Origin of the sequence: Schaalia sp. HMT-172, assembly GCF_030644365.1 — a bacterium.
In the GTDB taxonomy this organism is placed as follows: domain Bacteria; phylum Actinomycetota; class Actinomycetes; order Actinomycetales; family Actinomycetaceae; genus Pauljensenia.
Map to the genome: position 1 here is coordinate 86977 of NZ_CP130058.1, position 16783 is coordinate 103759.

General features: G+C 66.0%; 15 protein-coding genes. 4 read left to right on the forward strand and 11 right to left on the reverse strand.

Annotated features, from left to right (window positions below; all coding sequences use genetic code 11):
* Positions 1 to 6 precede the first annotated feature (6 nt).
* From QU663_RS00440 to QU663_RS00460, 5 genes are read right to left on the reverse strand one after another with little or no spacing between them, the layout of a single operon-like run.
* Positions 7 to 1458: a penicillin-binding protein 2 gene (locus QU663_RS00440; protein WP_021611541.1), complete on the reverse strand. Its 1452-nt coding sequence runs from the start codon at positions 1456 to 1458 to the stop codon at positions 7 to 9.
* Between the two features lie 3 nt (positions 1459 to 1461).
* Positions 1462 to 2841 carry an FtsW/RodA/SpoVE family cell cycle protein gene (locus QU663_RS00445; RefSeq protein WP_021611542.1) on the reverse strand — a complete coding sequence of 460 codons (1380 nt, stop codon included), beginning with the start codon at positions 2839 to 2841 and terminating at the stop codon, positions 1462 to 1464.
* Entirely contained in the window at positions 2841 to 4139 is a 1299-nt protein-coding gene (locus QU663_RS00450) for a PP2C family serine/threonine-protein phosphatase (RefSeq protein ID WP_021611543.1), read from the reverse strand. The genes QU663_RS00445 and QU663_RS00450 overlap by 1 nt, the downstream gene beginning before the upstream one ends.
* Before the next feature lies 1 nt (position 4140).
* Positions 4141 to 4641, reverse strand: a complete 501-nt coding sequence (locus QU663_RS00455; RefSeq protein ID WP_021611544.1) for an FHA domain-containing protein — start codon at positions 4639 to 4641, stop codon at positions 4141 to 4143.
* Positions 4642 to 4645: 4 nt separating this feature from the next.
* Complete coding sequence (locus QU663_RS00460) at positions 4646 to 5347, reverse strand: DUF3662 and FHA domain-containing protein (RefSeq protein ID WP_021611545.1); 702 nt, start codon at positions 5345 to 5347, stop codon at positions 4646 to 4648.
* Between the two features lie 480 nt (positions 5348 to 5827).
* On the opposite strand from QU663_RS00460, the gene QU663_RS00465 reads away from it, so the two are divergent.
* Complete coding sequence (locus tag QU663_RS00465; RefSeq protein WP_021611546.1) at positions 5828 to 8500, forward strand: SpaA isopeptide-forming pilin-related protein; 2673 nt, start codon at positions 5828 to 5830, stop codon at positions 8498 to 8500.
* A gap of 554 nt (positions 8501 to 9054) precedes the next feature.
* Here QU663_RS00465 and nrdF read toward each other — a convergent pair.
* Positions 9055 to 10017, reverse strand: coding sequence for a class 1b ribonucleoside-diphosphate reductase subunit beta (gene nrdF, locus QU663_RS00470; protein WP_021611548.1), 963 nt, complete (start codon positions 10015 to 10017; stop codon positions 9055 to 9057).
* 61 nt (positions 10018 to 10078) lie between these two features.
* The gene (locus QU663_RS00475; RefSeq protein WP_021611549.1) at positions 10079 to 10342 is read right to left on the reverse strand and encodes a hypothetical protein; all 264 of its coding nucleotides are present in this window, start codon (positions 10340 to 10342) and stop codon (positions 10079 to 10081) included.
* Here QU663_RS00475 and QU663_RS00480 point away from each other — a divergent pair.
* From QU663_RS00480 to QU663_RS00490, 3 genes are all read left to right on the forward strand, one after another.
* Complete coding sequence (locus QU663_RS00480; protein ID WP_296490358.1) at positions 10341 to 10646, forward strand: hypothetical protein; 306 nt, start codon at positions 10341 to 10343, stop codon at positions 10644 to 10646. The two genes, QU663_RS00475 and QU663_RS00480, sit on opposite strands and share 2 nt — an antisense overlap.
* Before the next feature lie 53 nt (positions 10647 to 10699).
* Entirely contained in the window at positions 10700 to 11809 is a 1110-nt protein-coding gene (locus QU663_RS00485) for an ATP-binding protein (protein WP_021611552.1), read from the forward strand.
* A 180-nt stretch (positions 11810 to 11989) separates the two neighbouring features.
* Positions 11990 to 12949 (forward strand): M48 family metallopeptidase, encoded by a 960-nt coding sequence (locus QU663_RS00490; protein ID WP_021611553.1) that lies wholly within the window; start codon positions 11990 to 11992, stop codon positions 12947 to 12949.
* Between the two features lie 117 nt (positions 12950 to 13066).
* Here QU663_RS00490 and QU663_RS00495 read toward each other — a convergent pair whose 3' ends face one another.
* The 4 genes from QU663_RS00495 to QU663_RS00510 form a co-directional block, all read right to left on the reverse strand.
* Positions 13067 to 13588, reverse strand: a complete 522-nt coding sequence (locus QU663_RS00495; protein WP_034480947.1) for a hypothetical protein — start codon at positions 13586 to 13588, stop codon at positions 13067 to 13069.
* A 33-nt stretch (positions 13589 to 13621) separates the two neighbouring features.
* A complete protein-coding gene (locus QU663_RS00500) occupies positions 13622 to 14932 on the reverse strand; it encodes an alpha/beta fold hydrolase (RefSeq protein ID WP_021611555.1) in 1311 nt (436 codons plus the stop codon).
* Between the two features lie 535 nt (positions 14933 to 15467).
* Positions 15468 to 15797: a branched-chain amino acid transporter permease gene (locus QU663_RS00505; protein ID WP_021611556.1), complete on the reverse strand. Its 330-nt coding sequence runs from the start codon at positions 15795 to 15797 to the stop codon at positions 15468 to 15470.
* Positions 15794 to 16582, reverse strand: coding sequence for an AzlC family ABC transporter permease (locus QU663_RS00510; RefSeq protein WP_021611557.1), 789 nt, complete (start codon positions 16580 to 16582; stop codon positions 15794 to 15796). The genes QU663_RS00505 and QU663_RS00510 overlap by 4 nt, the downstream gene beginning before the upstream one ends.
* Positions 16583 to 16783 lie beyond the last annotated feature (201 nt).

Consider the following 16783-nt stretch of genomic DNA (forward strand, 5'->3'; position numbering starts at 1 on the left):
GGACGCTCACGAGAGCCCCGCTTCCAGGATGGCCCGGGCGATCGGGCCGGCCACGTCTCCGCCGTGCGGTGTGGGATTGTTGTCGTCGCCCTCGACGAGGACAGCGAACGCGATCTTCGGGTTGGTGACGGGGGCAAATCCGATGGCCCACGCGTTGGCGCGGTCGCCTTCGCCCGTCTCGGCGGTGCCCGTCTTGGCTGCGACCGCAACGTTCGGTAGCGCCATCGTGGAGCCGGTGCCGTAGGGCTGGGAGACGACGGCCTCCATCATGGTGGTCAGCTTCGAGGCCGTCTCCGCGGAGATCGGTCGGCCGCCGTCCGTGGGGGCGGTCGTGCGCACGACCTGGTTGTCGGCGTCGACGATCGACTTGATCAGGTAGGGTGTCATCATCTGGCCGCCGTTGGCGACCGTCTGGGCGACCTGCGCCATCTGCAGGGGCGTGGTCTGGACCGTGTACTGGCCGATGGAACTCATGGCGAGCTGGGCCGCGTCGGCGTCGGAGGGGAACACGGAGGGCGTCACGGTCAGGGGAATCTGCGATTCGCGGCCGAATCCGAAGCGGTTGGTGACGTCGATGAGCTGCTGGTTCGTCAGCTGCTGGGAGGCCAGCACGAAGGTCGTGTTGCAGGAGCGCGCGAAGGCCTCGGTGAGCGTCGGGTTGCCGTCCCCGCAGGTGGATGACTCGATGTTGGAGACCTCGGTGGCCGTGCCCGGCAGGGTGGTCGATACGGGTGAGGGCATGCGCGTGTCCGGCGCAGCCAGGCCGTTTTCGAACAGTGCGACGGTGGTGAGGACCTTGAAGGTCGAGCCGGGGGCGTAGCGCTGCGAGATGGCCCGGTTCGTCAGCGGGTTGTTCGGGTCAGCAGACAGGGTCGAGAAGGCCTGGGACACCTCGGTCGCGTCCGAGGAGGCCAGCTGATTGGGGTCGTAGCTCGGCGAGGAGTACATCGCCAGGACCGCGCCGGTCGTCGCGTCCAGGGCCACGACGGCTCCCTTGCGGTCGCCCAGCGCCTCGGCGGCGGCCTTCTGCATCTGGGAGTTGAGCGTGAGTTCGACGCCGCCGCCCTGGCGGTTCTGGCCCGTCAGGAGGTTACGCAGGCGCTGCCCGAGGAGCGTCTGGGACTGGCCGTCCAGGACATCCTCCTCGGCGGCCTCGATGCCGGTCGACGCGTTGCCCACGGACGAGAAGTAGCCGGTGACGGGGGCGTAGAGGGGCCCCTCGGAGTAGGAGCGCGCGTAGCGCTTGGAGCCGTCCTCGAGCTCGGAGGAGGCGATGGCGGTCTTGTCAACGATAATGGGGCCGCGGTCGGTTTCTGCCGCGTGCAGGATCGTCCGCTGGTTACGCGGGTCCTCGTTGAGCGAGGACGCGGAGATGAACTGCGTGTTCGTGACACCCACCCCGAGGAGGGCGAACATCAGCAGGACGATGACGAAAATCTTGCGAATCTGGTTATTCACGCCTTACTCACCCACTCCCACGGCCGGCTGGATGCCCGAGTTCCACGGCGCTGGGGTCGAGGCCGGGCGACGCGCGGCGTCGGAGACGCGGATCAGCAGCGCGACGGTGATCCACGAGGACACCATCGAGGAGCCACCCGCCGCGAGGAACGGGGCGGTCAGGCCCGTCAGCGGAATAATGCGCGTGATGCCGCCGAGGACCACGAAGAGCTGAATCGCGAGGGAGAAGCTCAGGCCGGTGGCCAGGAGCTTGCCGAAGCCATCGCGCACCGTCAGGGCGGCGCGCAGGCCGCGCTGGATGAGGATCAGGTACAGGACGAGGATGGCCGCCATGCCCGTCAGGCCCAGCTCCTCGGCGAAGGAGGAGAGGATGAAGTCGGAGTTGGCCAGCGGCACCAGCTGCGGGTAGCCGCGGCCCCAGCCGGTGCCCATGAGGCCGCCCGAGGCCTGGCCGAAGAGACCCTGCACGAGCTGGTAGGAGCCGGAGTCGTAGATATCCGGATCCAGGGCGTGCAGCCACACGTTGAAGCGCGTCTGGACGTGTGCGAAAGAGTGCACGGCGATGGCGACGGCGGGCACGAAGAGCGCGAAGCCGATGACCAGCCACGACACGCGGTTCGTGGCCACGTACAGCATGGCGACGAAGAGGCCGAAGAAGAGCAGCGAGGTGCCCAGGTCGCGCTGGAGGACGAGGATCGCGATGCCGATGAGCCACACGACCATGATGGGGCCGAGGTCTCGGGCGCGCGGCAGGCGCATGCCCAGGACCTTGCGGCCGCCGATCGCCAGGTTGTCGCGGTTGGTGACCAGGTAGCCGGCGAAGAAGATAGCCAGCGTGATCTTGACGAGCTCGCCCGGCTGGATCGAGATGGGGCCCAGGTGGATCCACACGCGCGCGCCGAAGGTCTCCTGGCCCAGGCCGGGAATCATCGGCAGCAGCAGGAGGAAGAGGGAGAGCGCGCCGAAGGTGTAGGTGTAGCGGCGCAGCATGCGGTGGTCGCGCAGGGTGATCAGGATGATGGCGGCGATGACGATCGCGATGCCCACGAAGAGCGCCTGCCGGAAGCCGACCACGGCCTCGTCCCTGCGTGCGTAGGACAGGTCCAGGCGGTAGATCATCGCCAAGCCCAGCCCGGTGAGCGCCACGGCGATCGGCAGGATCACCGGGTCCGCGTAGGGCGCGAGGAAGTGCACGCCGATCTCGCCGACGATGGCGAGCGCGACGAGCACGCCCACCTGCGTGAGAAGGTTCGCGGGGATGGTGCCCGTGTAGTTCAGGGAGGTGAGCACGTAGCCGGAGATGCCGACCGCGAGAGCCAGGCCCATGAGGCCGAGCTCAAGGAAGCGGCGCGGCCTCGCGGGGGCGATTGAGACGGTTGCCATCAGGATTCGCCTCCGCTCTGCGCCCCGGATTGTGGGTTGCCCGACTGGGCGCCGGACTGGGCGCCGGACTGGGCGCCGGAGGGCGCGGGGGTCACGGCGGAGCGCTTGAGGCCCGCGATGTAGGAGTCGATGTCGGCGCGCGAGGAGCGCAGGACGGGGGTGTCGAGGCGCTGGCGGTCCACGGGGGACAGGTCGGCGAGCGCGACGTCGGAGACTTCGATGGCGTGGGAGAGTTTCCACGGGCCGATTGACTGGGGGATGCCCTGGTAGATGACGACGTACCCGTCCTGGCCGACCGCGTAGTACTGGGTCTGCGTCCACTTCCAGGACAGCCAGGAGGCCGCGACCACCAGGACGGTGACGAGCGAGACGAACACGGGCGTCCACCAGGAGGAGCGGGGCTTGAGCTCGAGGGGGGCCTCGTCCTCGTCCGTTCCGTCTCCCGAGGCCTTGGCCCCCAGGGCGGCCGCGCGCGCCGCCGCTCCTTCGCCGCCGCGCGACTTGGCGTTGCGGTCGATGGCAGCGGCGCCGACGATCTGCGGGGGCGCGGGCGGGTAGGTGCCGGCGGGAACGATGTCCGCGATGACGCAGGTGATGTTGTCGGGGCCGCCGGCCAGGAGGGCCAGACGGATGAGCTCTTCGGCGCATTCGCCCGGGTCCTTGATGTCGGCCATGACCTGGCCGATCGTCTCGGGGGAGACCAGGCCGGAGAGGCCGTCGGAGCACAGCATCCAGCGGTCGCCGACGACGGCCTCGCGGATCGTCTCGTCGGGGGCGACGTCGGCCTGGGCGTCGCCGAGGATCTTCAGGACGACGTTGCGGTTGGGGTGGTGTTCGGCCTCTTCGGGCGTGATCTGGCCGGTGTCGACCAGGTATTGCACAAAGGAGTGGTCGGTCGTGACCTGCGTGAGCGTGTCGCCGCGCAGGACGTAGGCGCGCGAGTCGCCGATGTGGACCATGGCCAGGCGGTTGCCCGAGCGCATGAGGGCGATGCAGGTGGTGCCCAGGCCTTCGAGGTCGCGGTCGCGGCTGGAGCGGTCGGTGAGTTCTTCGTGCGCGTCGAGGAGGGCCTCGCGCAGGAGTGGGAGCATGGAGTCCGCGGGGTGGGAGTCCGTGTCGAGGGGGACCAGGTGGGCGAGGGCGACCGAGGAGGCGATGTCGCCGCCGGCGGGCCCGCCCATGCCGTCGGCGAGGACCAGGAGGTTGGCGCCGGCGTAGCCGGAGTCCTGGTTGTTGGAGCGCACCAGGCCCACGTCGGAGCGGGCAGCGTAGTGGAATTGAACGGCTTTTGCTGACATGTCAACCCACCAATTCGAGCGTGGTCTGGCCGATACGGATGACGTCGCCGATCTTGAGCTGGCGGGGTTGGCTCAGGCGTTCGTCGTCAATGAAGGTGCCGTTTCGGCTGGAGAGGTCTTCGATCCACCAGCCGTCGGACTGGGGGGTGAGGGCTGCGTGGCGGCTGGAGGCGTATTCGTCTTCGAGGACGAGGGTGCACGCTGGGGAGCGGCCGATGACGATGGGGGCTTCGCCGAGGGGCAGCATGGTGCCCACGAGCGGCCCGCCGGTGACCAGGAGGTCCTTGGGGGCCAGCGGGTTGGTGGAGGTGCGCTTCTTGTTCTTGCGTTTCTCGCGCGAGGCTTTGCGGCGCGAAGCGGCCTTATCGCGTCCCTTGCCGCGCGGGGTGACGACGGTGCCGAAGATGTCGCGTCGCAGCGTGTTGACGGCGGCGAGCACGAGGAGCCAGAGCAGCACCAGGAACCCGATGCGGAAGACGGTAAATGCGAGATCAGTGGTCACTTCATTAAACTCCGCTCTGGTCTGGGTGTGTCCAGAAGAGGATCTTGGTACGTCCGATGACGATTTGGTTGCCGTCGAGCAGGGTTGCTGCGTCGATGCGGTGGCCTTCGACGAAGGTGCCGTTGGTGGATCCCAGGTCGGTCGCGATGACCCCGGTGGGGGTGATGCGCAGTTCGAGGTGGCGGCGTGAGACGCCGGAGTCGTTGACGACGATGTCTGCTTCGGAGCCGCGCCCGATGACGGTGACGGGCTCGGTGAGGAGCCACTTGTCGCCGTCGACGTCGATGATGGGGTGTTCGGGGGATGCGGACGAGGCCGTGGCGGGGGCGGCGGGTCCGCGCCGGTTTTCGGCGTCGACTTTGAGGGTGCCGCTGGGTTCGGAGGCGTCGGCGATGAATTCGATGGTGACGGGGCCGAGGAGGGAGTAACCGTTGGAGGAGGCGTGTTCGGTGGCCTGTTGGGCGAATTCGTCGGCGAGGACGTCGAGGGATGCTTCGAGTGAGGTGAGGTCGGTGCGCGAGGCGTAGACGGTGAAGTGGTTGGCGGCGATGATGCGAGTTGCGGAGACTTCCTGGACGGATTCGTCCATGGCGCGGCGGATCGCCGTGGTGATGTCCACGGGCTTGATCCCCGACCGGAACACGCGCGAGAAGGCGCCGTTGACGCCTCGCTCAACGGCGCTCTCGAAGCGGTCGAAGATGCTCATAGTCGTGCTCTCCTCATTCCCCCGCGCGGTGTGCGCGACGTACGTTGTGTGTGGAAGCGAGGCCGCTTCCGGTCCCAGTTTAGCGGCGATAGTAAGCGCCGGTGCCCCAACTGTCGGGATGTTCCCGATGTGGGGTGGCGCTGGTCGTCGCGCGCAATGCGCGTGATGGCGGGGAATACCGCGCCATGATGCGCCTGTGACAGCTGGTGCACATGTTACACGTGTGACTATAAGTGTGGTGGAGCAAACAAAGTGAGAGGGGTGTTCTCTTGGTGGCGCGTCTGGCGTTGACTGCTTGTCAGCGGTGTTCGTTGATGTGCCAATCTGAGCCTGTGTGGAATTAACGCGGAATATAGACGTATGCTCGACGGTCATAAAAGCGCTGGTAAAACTCGAATACGATGATATCTGCCACAACTTACTCATTAATTGACGGGACTTGCTAGGGTGGCGTGGTAACTATTGCTAACTGGGGGAACTATGCACCATGACGAAGCTGTGAGCAGTGCTCGCCTGGCGGACACCGCTCCTCCGCGAGGGCGATACGCGCCCGAGGCCTCCCTCCGCACCCGCGGTCCGAGGCCTCGTCGTTTTCTCACTCGCGCCCTGATCGCCGGGGCGCTCGCCGCCGCCTCGGCACTGCCCGCGCTCACCTCCGCGGTCGAGCCCGCCCACGCCGAGGCTCCCCTCGAGACGCCCGGCGTGACCACGACCTCGTTTAATCGCGCTGAGGGGCGTATCGGCGCCACCGTCATCAACAACATTGAAGGAGATCGCACAACCTTCGTGTCCGACAACGGCTACTTCGGTGTTGTGCGCGGCCAGTCGCGCTACAACTCGAGCGACCCGAACCAGTCGTCGATCAAGCACACCAGCGGCACTCAGGTTCAGCCGTGGCTGAAAGCATCCGTGGCTGAGAGTGGGGACTACTGGTCCTACATCGTTCGAGGAAAGCCCTACACAGCTACTGCTGAATACAGTCCGTACTACATCTCCGCCTCCACGACGAGTGCTCTGGGCTTCAAGCCCAACGATCCCGGAACGGTGACGCTGGGTGAGCCATTCCTGATCGGGGCCGTGCGCCACAACAATTTCACGATTCTTACGTGGAACGACTGGGTCCATTCCTCCTTCGACATTCGTATCGGTGACCTGGAGGAGTCCTTCCCCTTCGACCAGTACGAGACGACGAACGACACGGAGACGACCGCGGTGCCCCGCGCCGGAGGTCCTTACAGGTACAGAATCGAAGGCAGCGGGACCTACTGTCCCCCCGGCGCGCCCTACAAGGCGCGCAAGCGAGGGGATAAGGCCAACTGGTACTGCTACGAGTATGTGGGCACTGGCAAGGGCGATGCGGACATCTACAAGAATCCCAACCCGCCCGCCGCGAACAGGGAACCCAGGAATTACCGCGAGAACGCCGGCGTCCCCGGCCAGACCCCGGACTCCGACGACATCCTGACGATCCGTAAGACCTCGTCGGAGAAGACCGTCATCATCAACGGGATGCCGCACCGCCTCTTCATCTACGGTTTCGTGCCCAACGCGGACGGCAACTGCCCCGCCGCGCCCCCGGCGGGCGTGGAGCCGGTGGCGACGTTCGTGACGAAGGAGAACAGGTCGTCATTTGGTTGCATGTATGGGTCGTTCCAACAGGAGCGCTACGTGCGCGTCGCCAAGGCGATCACCGAGGACTCCGAGGGCGTGGGCGGCACGATCCCGCCCTTCACCTTCACGACGCGGGTCGGCGATGGCTGGGCCGGCATGACCGGAACCCCGGACACGACGCTCGTGGCCGCCGACGGCTTCGTGGAGGCGGGCTCCTTCTCGGATGCGCAGCTGACCCCCACCGGCTACGGCGCTGGCGGCACCGCGACCTCGTCCTTCAAGGCCTTCATCCCCGGCCAGTCGAAGTTCGTCATCGCCGAGACCGGCCCCGTCCTGCCCGGGTACTCCCCGAAGCCCGGCTACTTCGGGCCCACCTGGGAAACCAGTGAGCTGGAGGGGAGCCCCGTGTGGGCCATGACCGACGTGACCTGCCTGAACGGCGTGGGCGAGCGCGTGAACGTCACACGCGACGCGACCACCGGCGGCGTCGACTTCTCGGAGGTTGCCCCGGCCTCGTCCCCCGCGGCACTGCCGATCACGTGTACCTTCACGAACCAAAAGCAGTCGCCGAACCTGCGCCTCGACAAGAGCCTCGATGCCGTTGAGGGCGAGACGACCGACACGATCACCGTCACCTATCGCATCACCGCAACCAACGACGGCAACGTCAAGGGGTCCACCGGGCGCGTCGTGGACCGTCCCGACTTCGCGCCGGGACTGACCGTGCAATCCGCGCGCATCACGACCGAACCCGAGAATATCGACCAGGCCCCCGCGCTGCCCGCAACCGAAAACTACGTCCTGACCGAGGGGACCGACATCGAGCCGGGCGCCTCCGTTACGTGGTTCATTCGCTTCACCGTCGCGCGCGACAAGAGCGCCGAGGGGTACAGGGAGACCCTGCTCGAATGCCGCACCGAGAATGAGCGCCTCGTTCCGGGCCACGGCCTCTACAACGAGGTCGCCGGACCCAAGGATCACGACGGCAGCGCCAACAACGAGGCCTGTGCACCCGCTCGCCCGCGCTCGATCCGCGTCGAGAAAGCCGGAACCCAGCCCGTGGGCACGCCCAACGATGACGGCACCTACCCGCTCGACGGCGCTGCTTTCGCGATCTACGACAACGCGGAGCTCAGCGGAACCCCGGTCAGCGTCCTTGATGGTGGATCCAGCTTCGTGGTCTCGTCCTTGGAGAAGGGCGTCACCTACTGGCTTGTCGAGACCCGCGCGCCGGCGGGCCACGTCCTGCTGCCGCGCCCCGTTCCCTTCCACATCGAGGTGGGGACCGATGACGCGCGTTCGACCGTCGTCGTGGCCGACTATGGACCGGACCAAGGCTTCACCTCCGTGCGAGTCCTGCCCGCCGACGCCGACGCGAGCGGCGACGCCGCCCTGCCCGGTATCCGCGTCGTCGACACGCAGGTCGGCACCCTGCCCAAGGCCGGCGCCGCCGGGGTGTATCCCTACCTCGCTGTGGCCGCGTGCCTGCTCGGCCTCGCCGGCGCATGCGCGTGGCGTCGCAGAGGCCTTGTGATGGCCTGATAGGCCGCCTGTTTGTGCGCACCGGGGGTGCCCGCCAATCGGCGGGCACCCCCGGCACTCGTCTCGGTCCTCGTCCTGGTCTTCGTCCCGGTCTTTGTCCTGGTCTTCGTCCCGGTCTTCGTCCCGATCCTGTGGTTCCTCAACAATGTCGCATGCAATTCCCTCGCGACTATTTCAAACATTGAAATCGCATCGTTGGAATTGCAACGTTTGTAGGCGGTGTTAAAAACTGACCCGGGGGAATTGCATGCGACTTTTTTGGGGGGAACGCCGGAAAGGGGTCGCGCATAGACGACGCGGCCGGGCACCCGCCAGATTCCTGCAGTCGTGGTCCCGTGGTTCCTCAACAATGTCGCATGCAATTCCCTCGCGATTATTTCAAACATTGAAATCGCATCGTTGGAATTGCAACGTTTGTAGGCGGTGTTAAAAACTGACCCGGGGGAATTGCATGCGACATTTGGGTGGGAATCCACAGAAAGGGAGCGCGCACAGACAATGCGGCCGGGCATATGACGCGGCCGGGCACGACAATGTGCCCGGCCGCGTGGGGATCAGAAGTCCCAGTCCTCGTCCTCGGTGTCCACGACCTCGCCCATCACGTAGGACGAACCGGACCCCGAGAAGAAGTCGTGGTTCTCGTCCGCGTTCGGGCTCAGGGCCGCCAGGATCGCCGGGTTCACGTCGGTCGCGTCATGCGGGAACAAGGCCTCGTACCCCAGATTCATGAGCGCCTTGTTCGCGTTGTAACGCAGGAACTTCTTCACGTCCTCGGTCAGGCCCAGCGGATCGTACAGGTCCTCCGTGTACTGCTCCTCGTTCTCGTAAAGCTCGTACAGTAGCGCGTACGTGTAATCGCGCAGGTCATCCTGGCGTTCCTCGCTCGACTCGTTCACGGCCAGCTGATACTTGTAGCCGATGTAGTAGCCGTGGACGGCCTCGTCGCGGATGATGAGACGAATCAGGTCAGCCGTGTTCGTCAGCTTCGCGTGCGAGCTCCAGTACATGGGCGCGTAGAAGCCCGAGTAGAACAGGAAAGACTCCAGCATCGTCGAGGCGACCTTGCGCTTCTCCGGGTCGTTGCCGTCGTAGTACGACTTGATGATCTCGGCCTTCTTCTGCAGGGCCGCGTTCTCATTCGACCAGCGGAAAGACTCGTTGATCTCCTCCGTGGATAGCAGGGTGGAGAAGATCGACGAATAAGACTTCGCGTGCACCGACTCCATGAATGCGATGTTCGTGTAGACGGCCTCCTCGTGCGGGGTGCGCGCGTCCGGGATCAGCGACACCGCGCCGACCGTGCCCTGAAGCGTATCCAGGAGGGTCAGGCCCGTGAACACGCGGTTCGTCATGAGCTGCTCATCCTTGTTGAGGGTCTTCCAGCTCGGCAGGTCGTTGGAGAGCGGAATCTTCTCAGGCAGCCAGAAGTTGCCCGTCAGGCGATCCCAGACCTCAAGGTCCTTGTCGTCTTGGATCTTGTTCCAGTTGATGGCCTCGAACACGGGCTCGGTCGCCATGGGGGCTCCTCTATGTGCGGTGTTGAACGGACGAGGCCGGGGTTGCCTCGCGCTGCTCCCATCAGGATACCCGCGGGGTACGCCCGGCGCGTTCACCCGGGGATGTGCGTTTCGTGGACGCGCTCACGCAGGAGGGCACGCGGGCGCTATCGTAATCGCCATGACGACGCCCACATTCGCCGATGCCGACGCTGCGCTCGCCAAAAACGACTACGAGGCCGCCCTCACCATCCTCGAACGCATCGACGTGGTTGGCGAAGACGCCTGCTACCGGCGAGACATCCAGGCCGCGACCATGGCCGGCAAAGGCTGCTCCCAAGCTCATGAAGCTCCCCTTCATCTCCGGCCTGGGCTGCTTACTTCTGTACCATCTGTGCCTCGCTCGATTCATGTCCTACGGCGCCCGCCCGTTGGTCCTCCTGCTGTACATCGCCCCCATCGCCGATATTTACCTCCACATGGGCCGCCAGGTCGCCACCTTCAACCGAACCCTGCCGCGAGGCGTGCGCCTGACCTTCTTAGGCCTCAACATCCGGTGGCATGATGTGGCTGACAATGTCTACATCTCCTTTTTCACCACAGCCTTCGTCGGCCTCATCCTCGCATCCTTGGTGCAGGGCGGCGGGTAGGGCCGCGCTCCTCGCGTACCGACGCGTGGCTCGTGGGCGGTAGGCTTGTGGGCATGACGAGCCCCCTCATCGACTCTCTCACCGCCGCTGTTCGCGCGGCGCCTGAGGATCGGCCGCTGCGCCTCCACCTCGCTGAGCTTTTGATCGCGCAGGGGCGTAGCGGTGAGGCCGTCCCCCACGTCGATGTCGTCCTGGCCTCAGACCCCACCAACGCGCACGCCCTCTCCCTCATGCGGACCGGCCTCGGTGTGCCCGAACCTCCCGCCGAAGTGGTCTGGGAGGTCGAGACCCCCACCACGACCCTGGCTGACGTTGAGGGCATGCAGGATGTGAAAGACCGTCTCGCCGAGGTATTCCTGGACCCGCTGAGGGGCGCTGACGGCGTCGGACTCTCCGGTAAGAGCCTCCCAGGAGGCATCCTGCTCTACGGCCCCCCGAATTGCGGAAAGGCTTTCATTGCGCGCTCGCTCGCGGGCGACGTTGGGGCGTCATTCATGTCAGTCTCGCTCGCCGACCTTCGGGCGCGGTACACCGAGGGTTCCCCGTTCAGCCTCTATTCGTTCTTCGAAGCGGTCCGCAAGAATGCTCCCGTTGTCCTTTTCCTTGAGGACGTTGACGCCATTAGCCTCAAACACAGCCTGACGGTTCACGATGAATGGACAGTGCTCAATAACCAGCTCTACTCGGCGATAAGGTTCGACAATAACGAGGGCGTGTTCCTCTTGGCCTCGACCGACAGGCCGTGGGATGTGTCGCAATACCTGCGTAAGCCGGGCTGCTTCGACCAATCCATCGCCATCCTGCCTCCCGACGAACCCGCACGCCGCGCGATCCTCACTCGCTATCTCGCAAAACATCATGTGGAGGGTATTGATATCGACTTCCTGGTTCGCAAAACGCGGGCATACACGGTCGCCGACCTGGAGGAGCTCGTCGACTGCGCTATCCATTTTGCGATGATTCACTCCGAGACCAGCGGTACGCCTCAGGCGGTTGCTTGGCAGCATTTCGTCACCGCCTTCAAGCTGGTAAAACCCGGCGCGGGCCGATGGTTCGCTTTGGCGCGGACCCTCGTAGAACGCGATAACCATGCCGGTCAGTACGACGACCTGGCCACCTACTTGAAGATAAATAAGCAGGTGATCGATTGGGTAGTACGTTAGCGATCCGTGAGTGGCGCGTGCCCAGGTCTTCACCCAGGCCTCGTCACGAGGGGGAGGGCTATCGGTTGCCTCGACGTCGTGCTAGGTAGGCGTTGATGTTCTGGGGACGCGTTCTGAGATTCGCACGTGTTTCGTGGACGAGGTCACCTCGGACGAGTGAGGGGCGGTATCGTATGCGCCATGACGACGCCCACATTCGCCGATGCCGACGCTGCGCTCGCCAAAAACGACTACGAGGCCGCCCTCACCATCCTCGAACGCATCGACGTGGTTGGCGAGGACGCCTGCTACCGGCGAGACATCCAGGCCGCCGCCTGCGCCGACCGCCTCCGCCTCTACCCCCTGTGCGAGGAATACGCGACGCGCGCCCACTCCTACGGCGACGACATGGCCGACCCCTTCGCCCTCATGGCCCGAGCTCAGCGCCGACAGGGGCTGGCCACCGACGCCGCCGCCACGGCCTCGTCCGGCGCGCGCATCCACCCCAACAACCCGGCGATCGCGCGCGAACTCGCCCTCGCCCTGGTCGCCCTCGGGCGATACGAGGAAGCCCGCGGCCCCGCCGACCTCGCCACCGACACCTACCGCAACGACATCGAACTCCTCATGGCCTACGGGCGCGTCTGGGAACCCGTCAACCCCGACGCCGCGCAGTGGGCCTTCCGTCTAGCCAACAAACTCAACCCCGATTGTGAGGAAGCGAAGACCGCCTACGACAGCCTGCTGCGCCCCCTCAGGGGCGCGGGACGATCCTCCTACCAGATCGAAATCCAGCCCCCCGTCGCCGCCGCCTACCGCACCATGCTGCGCCGCGTGCGCGCCGTGGTGACCACAGCCGGGAAGTTCGCCGCCGCCTCCGGCGTGTGCTGCCTGCTCTTCTACGTGTGCGTCGCCCGATCCCTCTTCCCCGGCGCCCGCTGGGGGGTCTTCCTGCTCTACATCGCCTCCGTCATCGGCGTTCGCGCATACATGGCTGCCCAAATCTCCATGTTCAACCGAACCCTGCCGCGAGGCGTGCGCCTGTCCTTCATGCGCCTCGGCGGACGATTCCCCGAGCTGCGCGCCAAGGCCATCGCCTGCGTGTACGCCGTCGTCATCGTCGGCTTCTTCCTCATCTGCATCATGAGCGGCATCAGCTAGAGCCTAGAGCCGCCCACTGTGCACCGATGCGCGGCGTGCGAGCGCGCGGCAGGCTTGCGGGCGTGACGAGCCGACGCGCCTCAGTGCCCCGGGGCGGCGGCGCCCCCGAAAGCGTGCCTAGGCCTCGTCCCGAGCGGAAGACGCCGCCTCGCCCGCGAGCGTTGCCACGGCTCCGACCGCCTCCAGGGCACCGAGAACCAGCCCCTGCCTCGTGTGAGCGAAACGCACGCCCTCCGCGCGGCGGCGCTCCCCGCGGCGGAACAACCACCGCTCCACGCCGACCGTGATCATCGCCGACCCCAGCGCCGCGCCCGCCAGAACCGCCAGCTCGCGCGGCTCCGCCTCCGTGACACCCGTGAGCGGATCCTCGCCGGCCACCGGCGACCCCTTCGAGCAGTCCGTCTCGTCGTCGTAGGGCGGCAGCTCCCCGTCCTCGGGCAGCATCGTGACGATCGACCAGCCGATCGCCCCCAGCAGGCCCGTCTTCACGAGGGCACGCAGCGGGCGTGAGCGCACATAATCGGGCAGCGCGTACCAGGCGAGCGTCGCTCCCGCGCCGACCGCGATACCCGCGGCGCGGGTCGGGCTCACCGGCAGGGACACGGAGCAGGGGCAGGGGCAGGAGTGAGGCGAGGCCATGGCCAGTCCTTTCAGTGAAGCGTCTCTCGCGGGTCAGTCCGCGAGCAGGTCAAGCAGGTGAGAGACGACCTTTCCGCCAGAATAGGCGGAACCGTCGTGCTGATACTCGTTCGTGATGTAGTGGTGGGCGCCGATCAGGTCGCCCGTGTCCAAGGACAGCTCGCGCGGCACGAACATGTCGTCGTAGTAGACGGCCGCCGCGACCGGCACCGTGTTCTCGGCCAGCACGTCCGGCAGGTACACGGGGGCGGCCTCCGTCGTCGAGGCGAGGATCTCGGCGACGCCCTTCAGGGGTGCCAAGCCCGGGTCCTCGTCGAAGACGCGGCGCATGAAGTGCTCGCCCGTCAGGTAGAACGGCTCGCGCTCGTCGAGGGGGTCCGCGTCCTTCGCGAAGCCCGGGACCTCCTCGGCCAGGCGATCCGCCGCCCAGAGCGTCGCCGTACCCGCCAGGGACGGCGTCGCGCACGCGTAGATGTACTCCTGGAACACCCCGTAGATCGGCGCGACGTCCACCTGCGCGCCGATCGCAGCCAGGAACTGCGACGAGAGGCGGCGCTGGCCTCGAACCGACGTCCACGGGCCCTCAAGCAGGTAGTGCAGCTGGTCCGTGTTGCCCTGGCCGCCCAGCATCATGCCGATCATGCGCAGGCGGGTCGGCGAGAGGCGCTCGCCCATCGGCAGCGTCTCCTCCGTGTCCGTCAGGTGCGCGCACAGCTCGCGGACCGTGCGCTCGTCCCCGGGGTGGCGGCGGAAGTACGCGCGGTTGCGAGCCGCCGTGCGCTCATAGGTGAGGCGGTAGATGTCGTCCACGTGGACGAGGCCGGGCAGGCCTCCCGTGATCAGGCTGGCCTTCAGTCCCTGGGGGGCCAGCGACAGGTACGAGGTCGTGATGAAGCCGCCGAACGACTGGCCGAGCGTCGTCCACGGGTCTTCCCCGCACAGCTCGCGGCGCAGCGCCTCCGCGTCGTAGACGATCTGGTCCTGGCGGAAGTAGCGCAGGTACGCGGCCTTCTCCTCGTCCGTGGCCAGGTGGGAGAGCGCCTGGGCGTCCATGCGCGTGGACTGGCCTGTGCCTCGTTGGTCGAGGAGCACCACGCGGTAGTCCTGCAGGAGACGGTTCATCCACCCGCCGGTAAACGTGCCGAAACGCGGGCTCGGGTAGCCCGGGCCGCCCTGCAGGAATACCGCGTAGGGGGAGTCCTCGTGGCCCTTGCGCACGACTTCGCGTGCGAAGACCTCGATCGTGGGGTTGTCCTGGCCGATCGGGCGCAGGTGATCGAGGGGGACCTGGAGGCGATGCTCGTAGACCGTGTGTCCGTGGTGCAGGTACGACTCTGTGTGCATGGGCACAATGGTAGCGGTTTTGCCGCCGTGCCGTTGTGCCCGTTTGTTGTCGGACGGCATTCGGGCGGGGTGGTTTGCTGCGTGCTCTCGCCGGGACTCTAGTGGGGGCCTGTTGCGAATGGTTCCCCAACAATGTCGCATGCAATTCCCCGAGGAGTGTTTCAAAAGTTGAAATCGCATCGTTGGAATTGCAACGTTTGTGGCGAATGTTGAAAGTTTAGGCAATCGAATTGCATGCGACATTTTTCTGCGCTGGGCTCGCTCGGCCAGGCCCAGCCGACACCCACTGGCGCCGTAGCCGGCCTGCCGCGCGCTCTCGCCGGGTCCTCCTGCTGCGCGCTCTCGCCGGGACTCTAGTGGGGGCCTGTTGCGAATGGTTCCCCAACAATGTCGCATGCAATTCCCCTGCGAGTATTTCAGACTTTGAAATCGTGTCGTTGGGATTGCAACGTTTGCGGGGTGTCTCGAAAAATGACCAAGTTAAATTACCTGCGACTTTGGGGGGGCTCAGAGCCAGTTCATCAGAGCCAGTTCATCAGAGCCAGTTCAGCAGCGCGATGTAGGCGAGCGTTCCGGCGCCGACGCTCCACAGGAGCTTGCGGCCGCTGAGCAGGTGCACCGCGACGGTAATGCCCGTCGCCACCAGCGCCGCCCACCAGCGCCCGCCCGCCGCCTGCGCATTGTGGGACAGCGTCGACAGGACCAGGATCAGCATGATCCCCGGCGGCATCCACACCGCCATATCTTCCACGAAGCGCGAGTCGCGCAGCGGCTCCAGGATCTTGAACGGCAGCGCGCGCAGCGTGAAGTCGATGACGAAGACGATCGCCAGGATCGCCAGCAGGTAGGGCAGAGACGGAGTCACGAGGCCTTCCCTTCGTGGCGGACCTGACCAGACCCGCCGCTCGGGGGCAGGGAATCGGGGAAGCGCAGGATGCCTCGTCGATGGAGGACGTGACGCACCGACAGGCAGGCAACGAACAGGAGGAGCGCGACGATGAGGCGCTGGCCCGGCGCCACCACCATGGCCACAGCGAAGGATGCGCCAGCCAGGAGGATCGAGGGCAACTCGCGCCTCGTGCGCGCCGCGTCCAGGGTCAGCGTGATGAACAGGGCCGTCAGTGCGAAGTCGAGGCCCTGGATCTGCGTGGGGATAAGCGCGCCCGCGAAGACTCCGACCAGGCCCGAGACGAACCATGTGAGATGGAAGAGGACCTGCATCGCCAGGAGGCGTGGCTTGGTCCACCCGTTCGGGCGGGCGGCGGTGAGGGCGTACGCCTCGTCGACCAGGGCGTACATCGAGAAGAGCCGCGCGACACGTCCCTCGATCGCGTGCAACGGGAACGAGAACGCAAAAAAGAGGAGGCGGAAGTTCACCAGGAGCATCGTCACCGCGATGACGGCCAGCGGCGTGTTCTGCGCGGCCAGGGTAATGACGAGGAGCTCGGCCGACCCCGAGTAGGCGGCCAGTGACAGGGCGGGCGCCATCCACCATGGCATCCCCAGCTGAACTACCAGGAGGCCGTAGGCCAGGCCGAGCGGGATGTATCCGGCGGCCACGGGTGCCGTGATGCGCAGCCCCTCAACGATTTCAAAGCGGGTAGGCTTCGCCGGCACGGGGAAGTTCACTGTGCGCGGTAGCTTGGGCATGAGAGCAATTTTTGCGTGTCTGTCCGTCCAATTGCGAGCGGGCGCACTGTAGCGTGACGGTTTTAACGTTTTTCTGGGCCCTAGGTCCTGGAGCGGAATACTGGCGATCGCCCTGCCATTCGTTTGTCACATAGTTTCAAAACGGGAAACGCCCCTCGCAAATGTCGTTCCGCGGTGGAAGCATCGACACCAACGCCGAGG

Excerpts from the sequence above, each read along its gene's own strand:
- QU663_RS00445 (WP_021611542.1), bottom strand. The coding sequence starts at position 2,841 with ATGGCAACCGTCTCAATCGCCCCCGCGAGGCCGCGCCGCTTCCTTGAG.
- QU663_RS00450 (WP_021611543.1), bottom strand. The coding sequence starts at position 4,139 with ATGTCAGCAAAAGCCGTTCAATTCCACTACGCTGCCCGCTCCGACGTG.
- QU663_RS00460 (WP_021611545.1), bottom strand. The coding sequence starts at position 5,347 with ATGAGCATCTTCGACCGCTTCGAGAGCGCCGTTGAGCGAGGCGTCAAC.
- QU663_RS00465 (WP_021611546.1), top strand. The coding sequence starts at position 5,828 with ATGCACCATGACGAAGCTGTGAGCAGTGCTCGCCTGGCGGACACCGCT.
- nrdF (WP_021611548.1), bottom strand. The coding sequence starts at position 10,017 with ATGGCGACCGAGCCCGTGTTCGAGGCCATCAACTGGAACAAGATCCAA.
- QU663_RS00480 (WP_296490358.1), top strand. The coding sequence starts at position 10,341 with ATGAAGCTCCCCTTCATCTCCGGCCTGGGCTGCTTACTTCTGTACCAT.
- QU663_RS00475 (WP_021611549.1), bottom strand. The coding sequence starts at position 10,342 with ATGAGCTTGGGAGCAGCCTTTGCCGGCCATGGTCGCGGCCTGGATGTC.
- QU663_RS00485 (WP_021611552.1), top strand. The coding sequence starts at position 10,700 with ATGACGAGCCCCCTCATCGACTCTCTCACCGCCGCTGTTCGCGCGGCG.
- QU663_RS00490 (WP_021611553.1), top strand. The coding sequence starts at position 11,990 with ATGACGACGCCCACATTCGCCGATGCCGACGCTGCGCTCGCCAAAAAC.
- QU663_RS00495 (WP_034480947.1), bottom strand. The coding sequence starts at position 13,588 with ATGGCCTCGCCTCACTCCTGCCCCTGCCCCTGCTCCGTGTCCCTGCCG.
- QU663_RS00500 (WP_021611555.1), bottom strand. The coding sequence starts at position 14,932 with ATGCACACAGAGTCGTACCTGCACCACGGACACACGGTCTACGAGCAT.
- QU663_RS00510 (WP_021611557.1), bottom strand. The coding sequence starts at position 16,582 with ATGCCCAAGCTACCGCGCACAGTGAACTTCCCCGTGCCGGCGAAGCCT.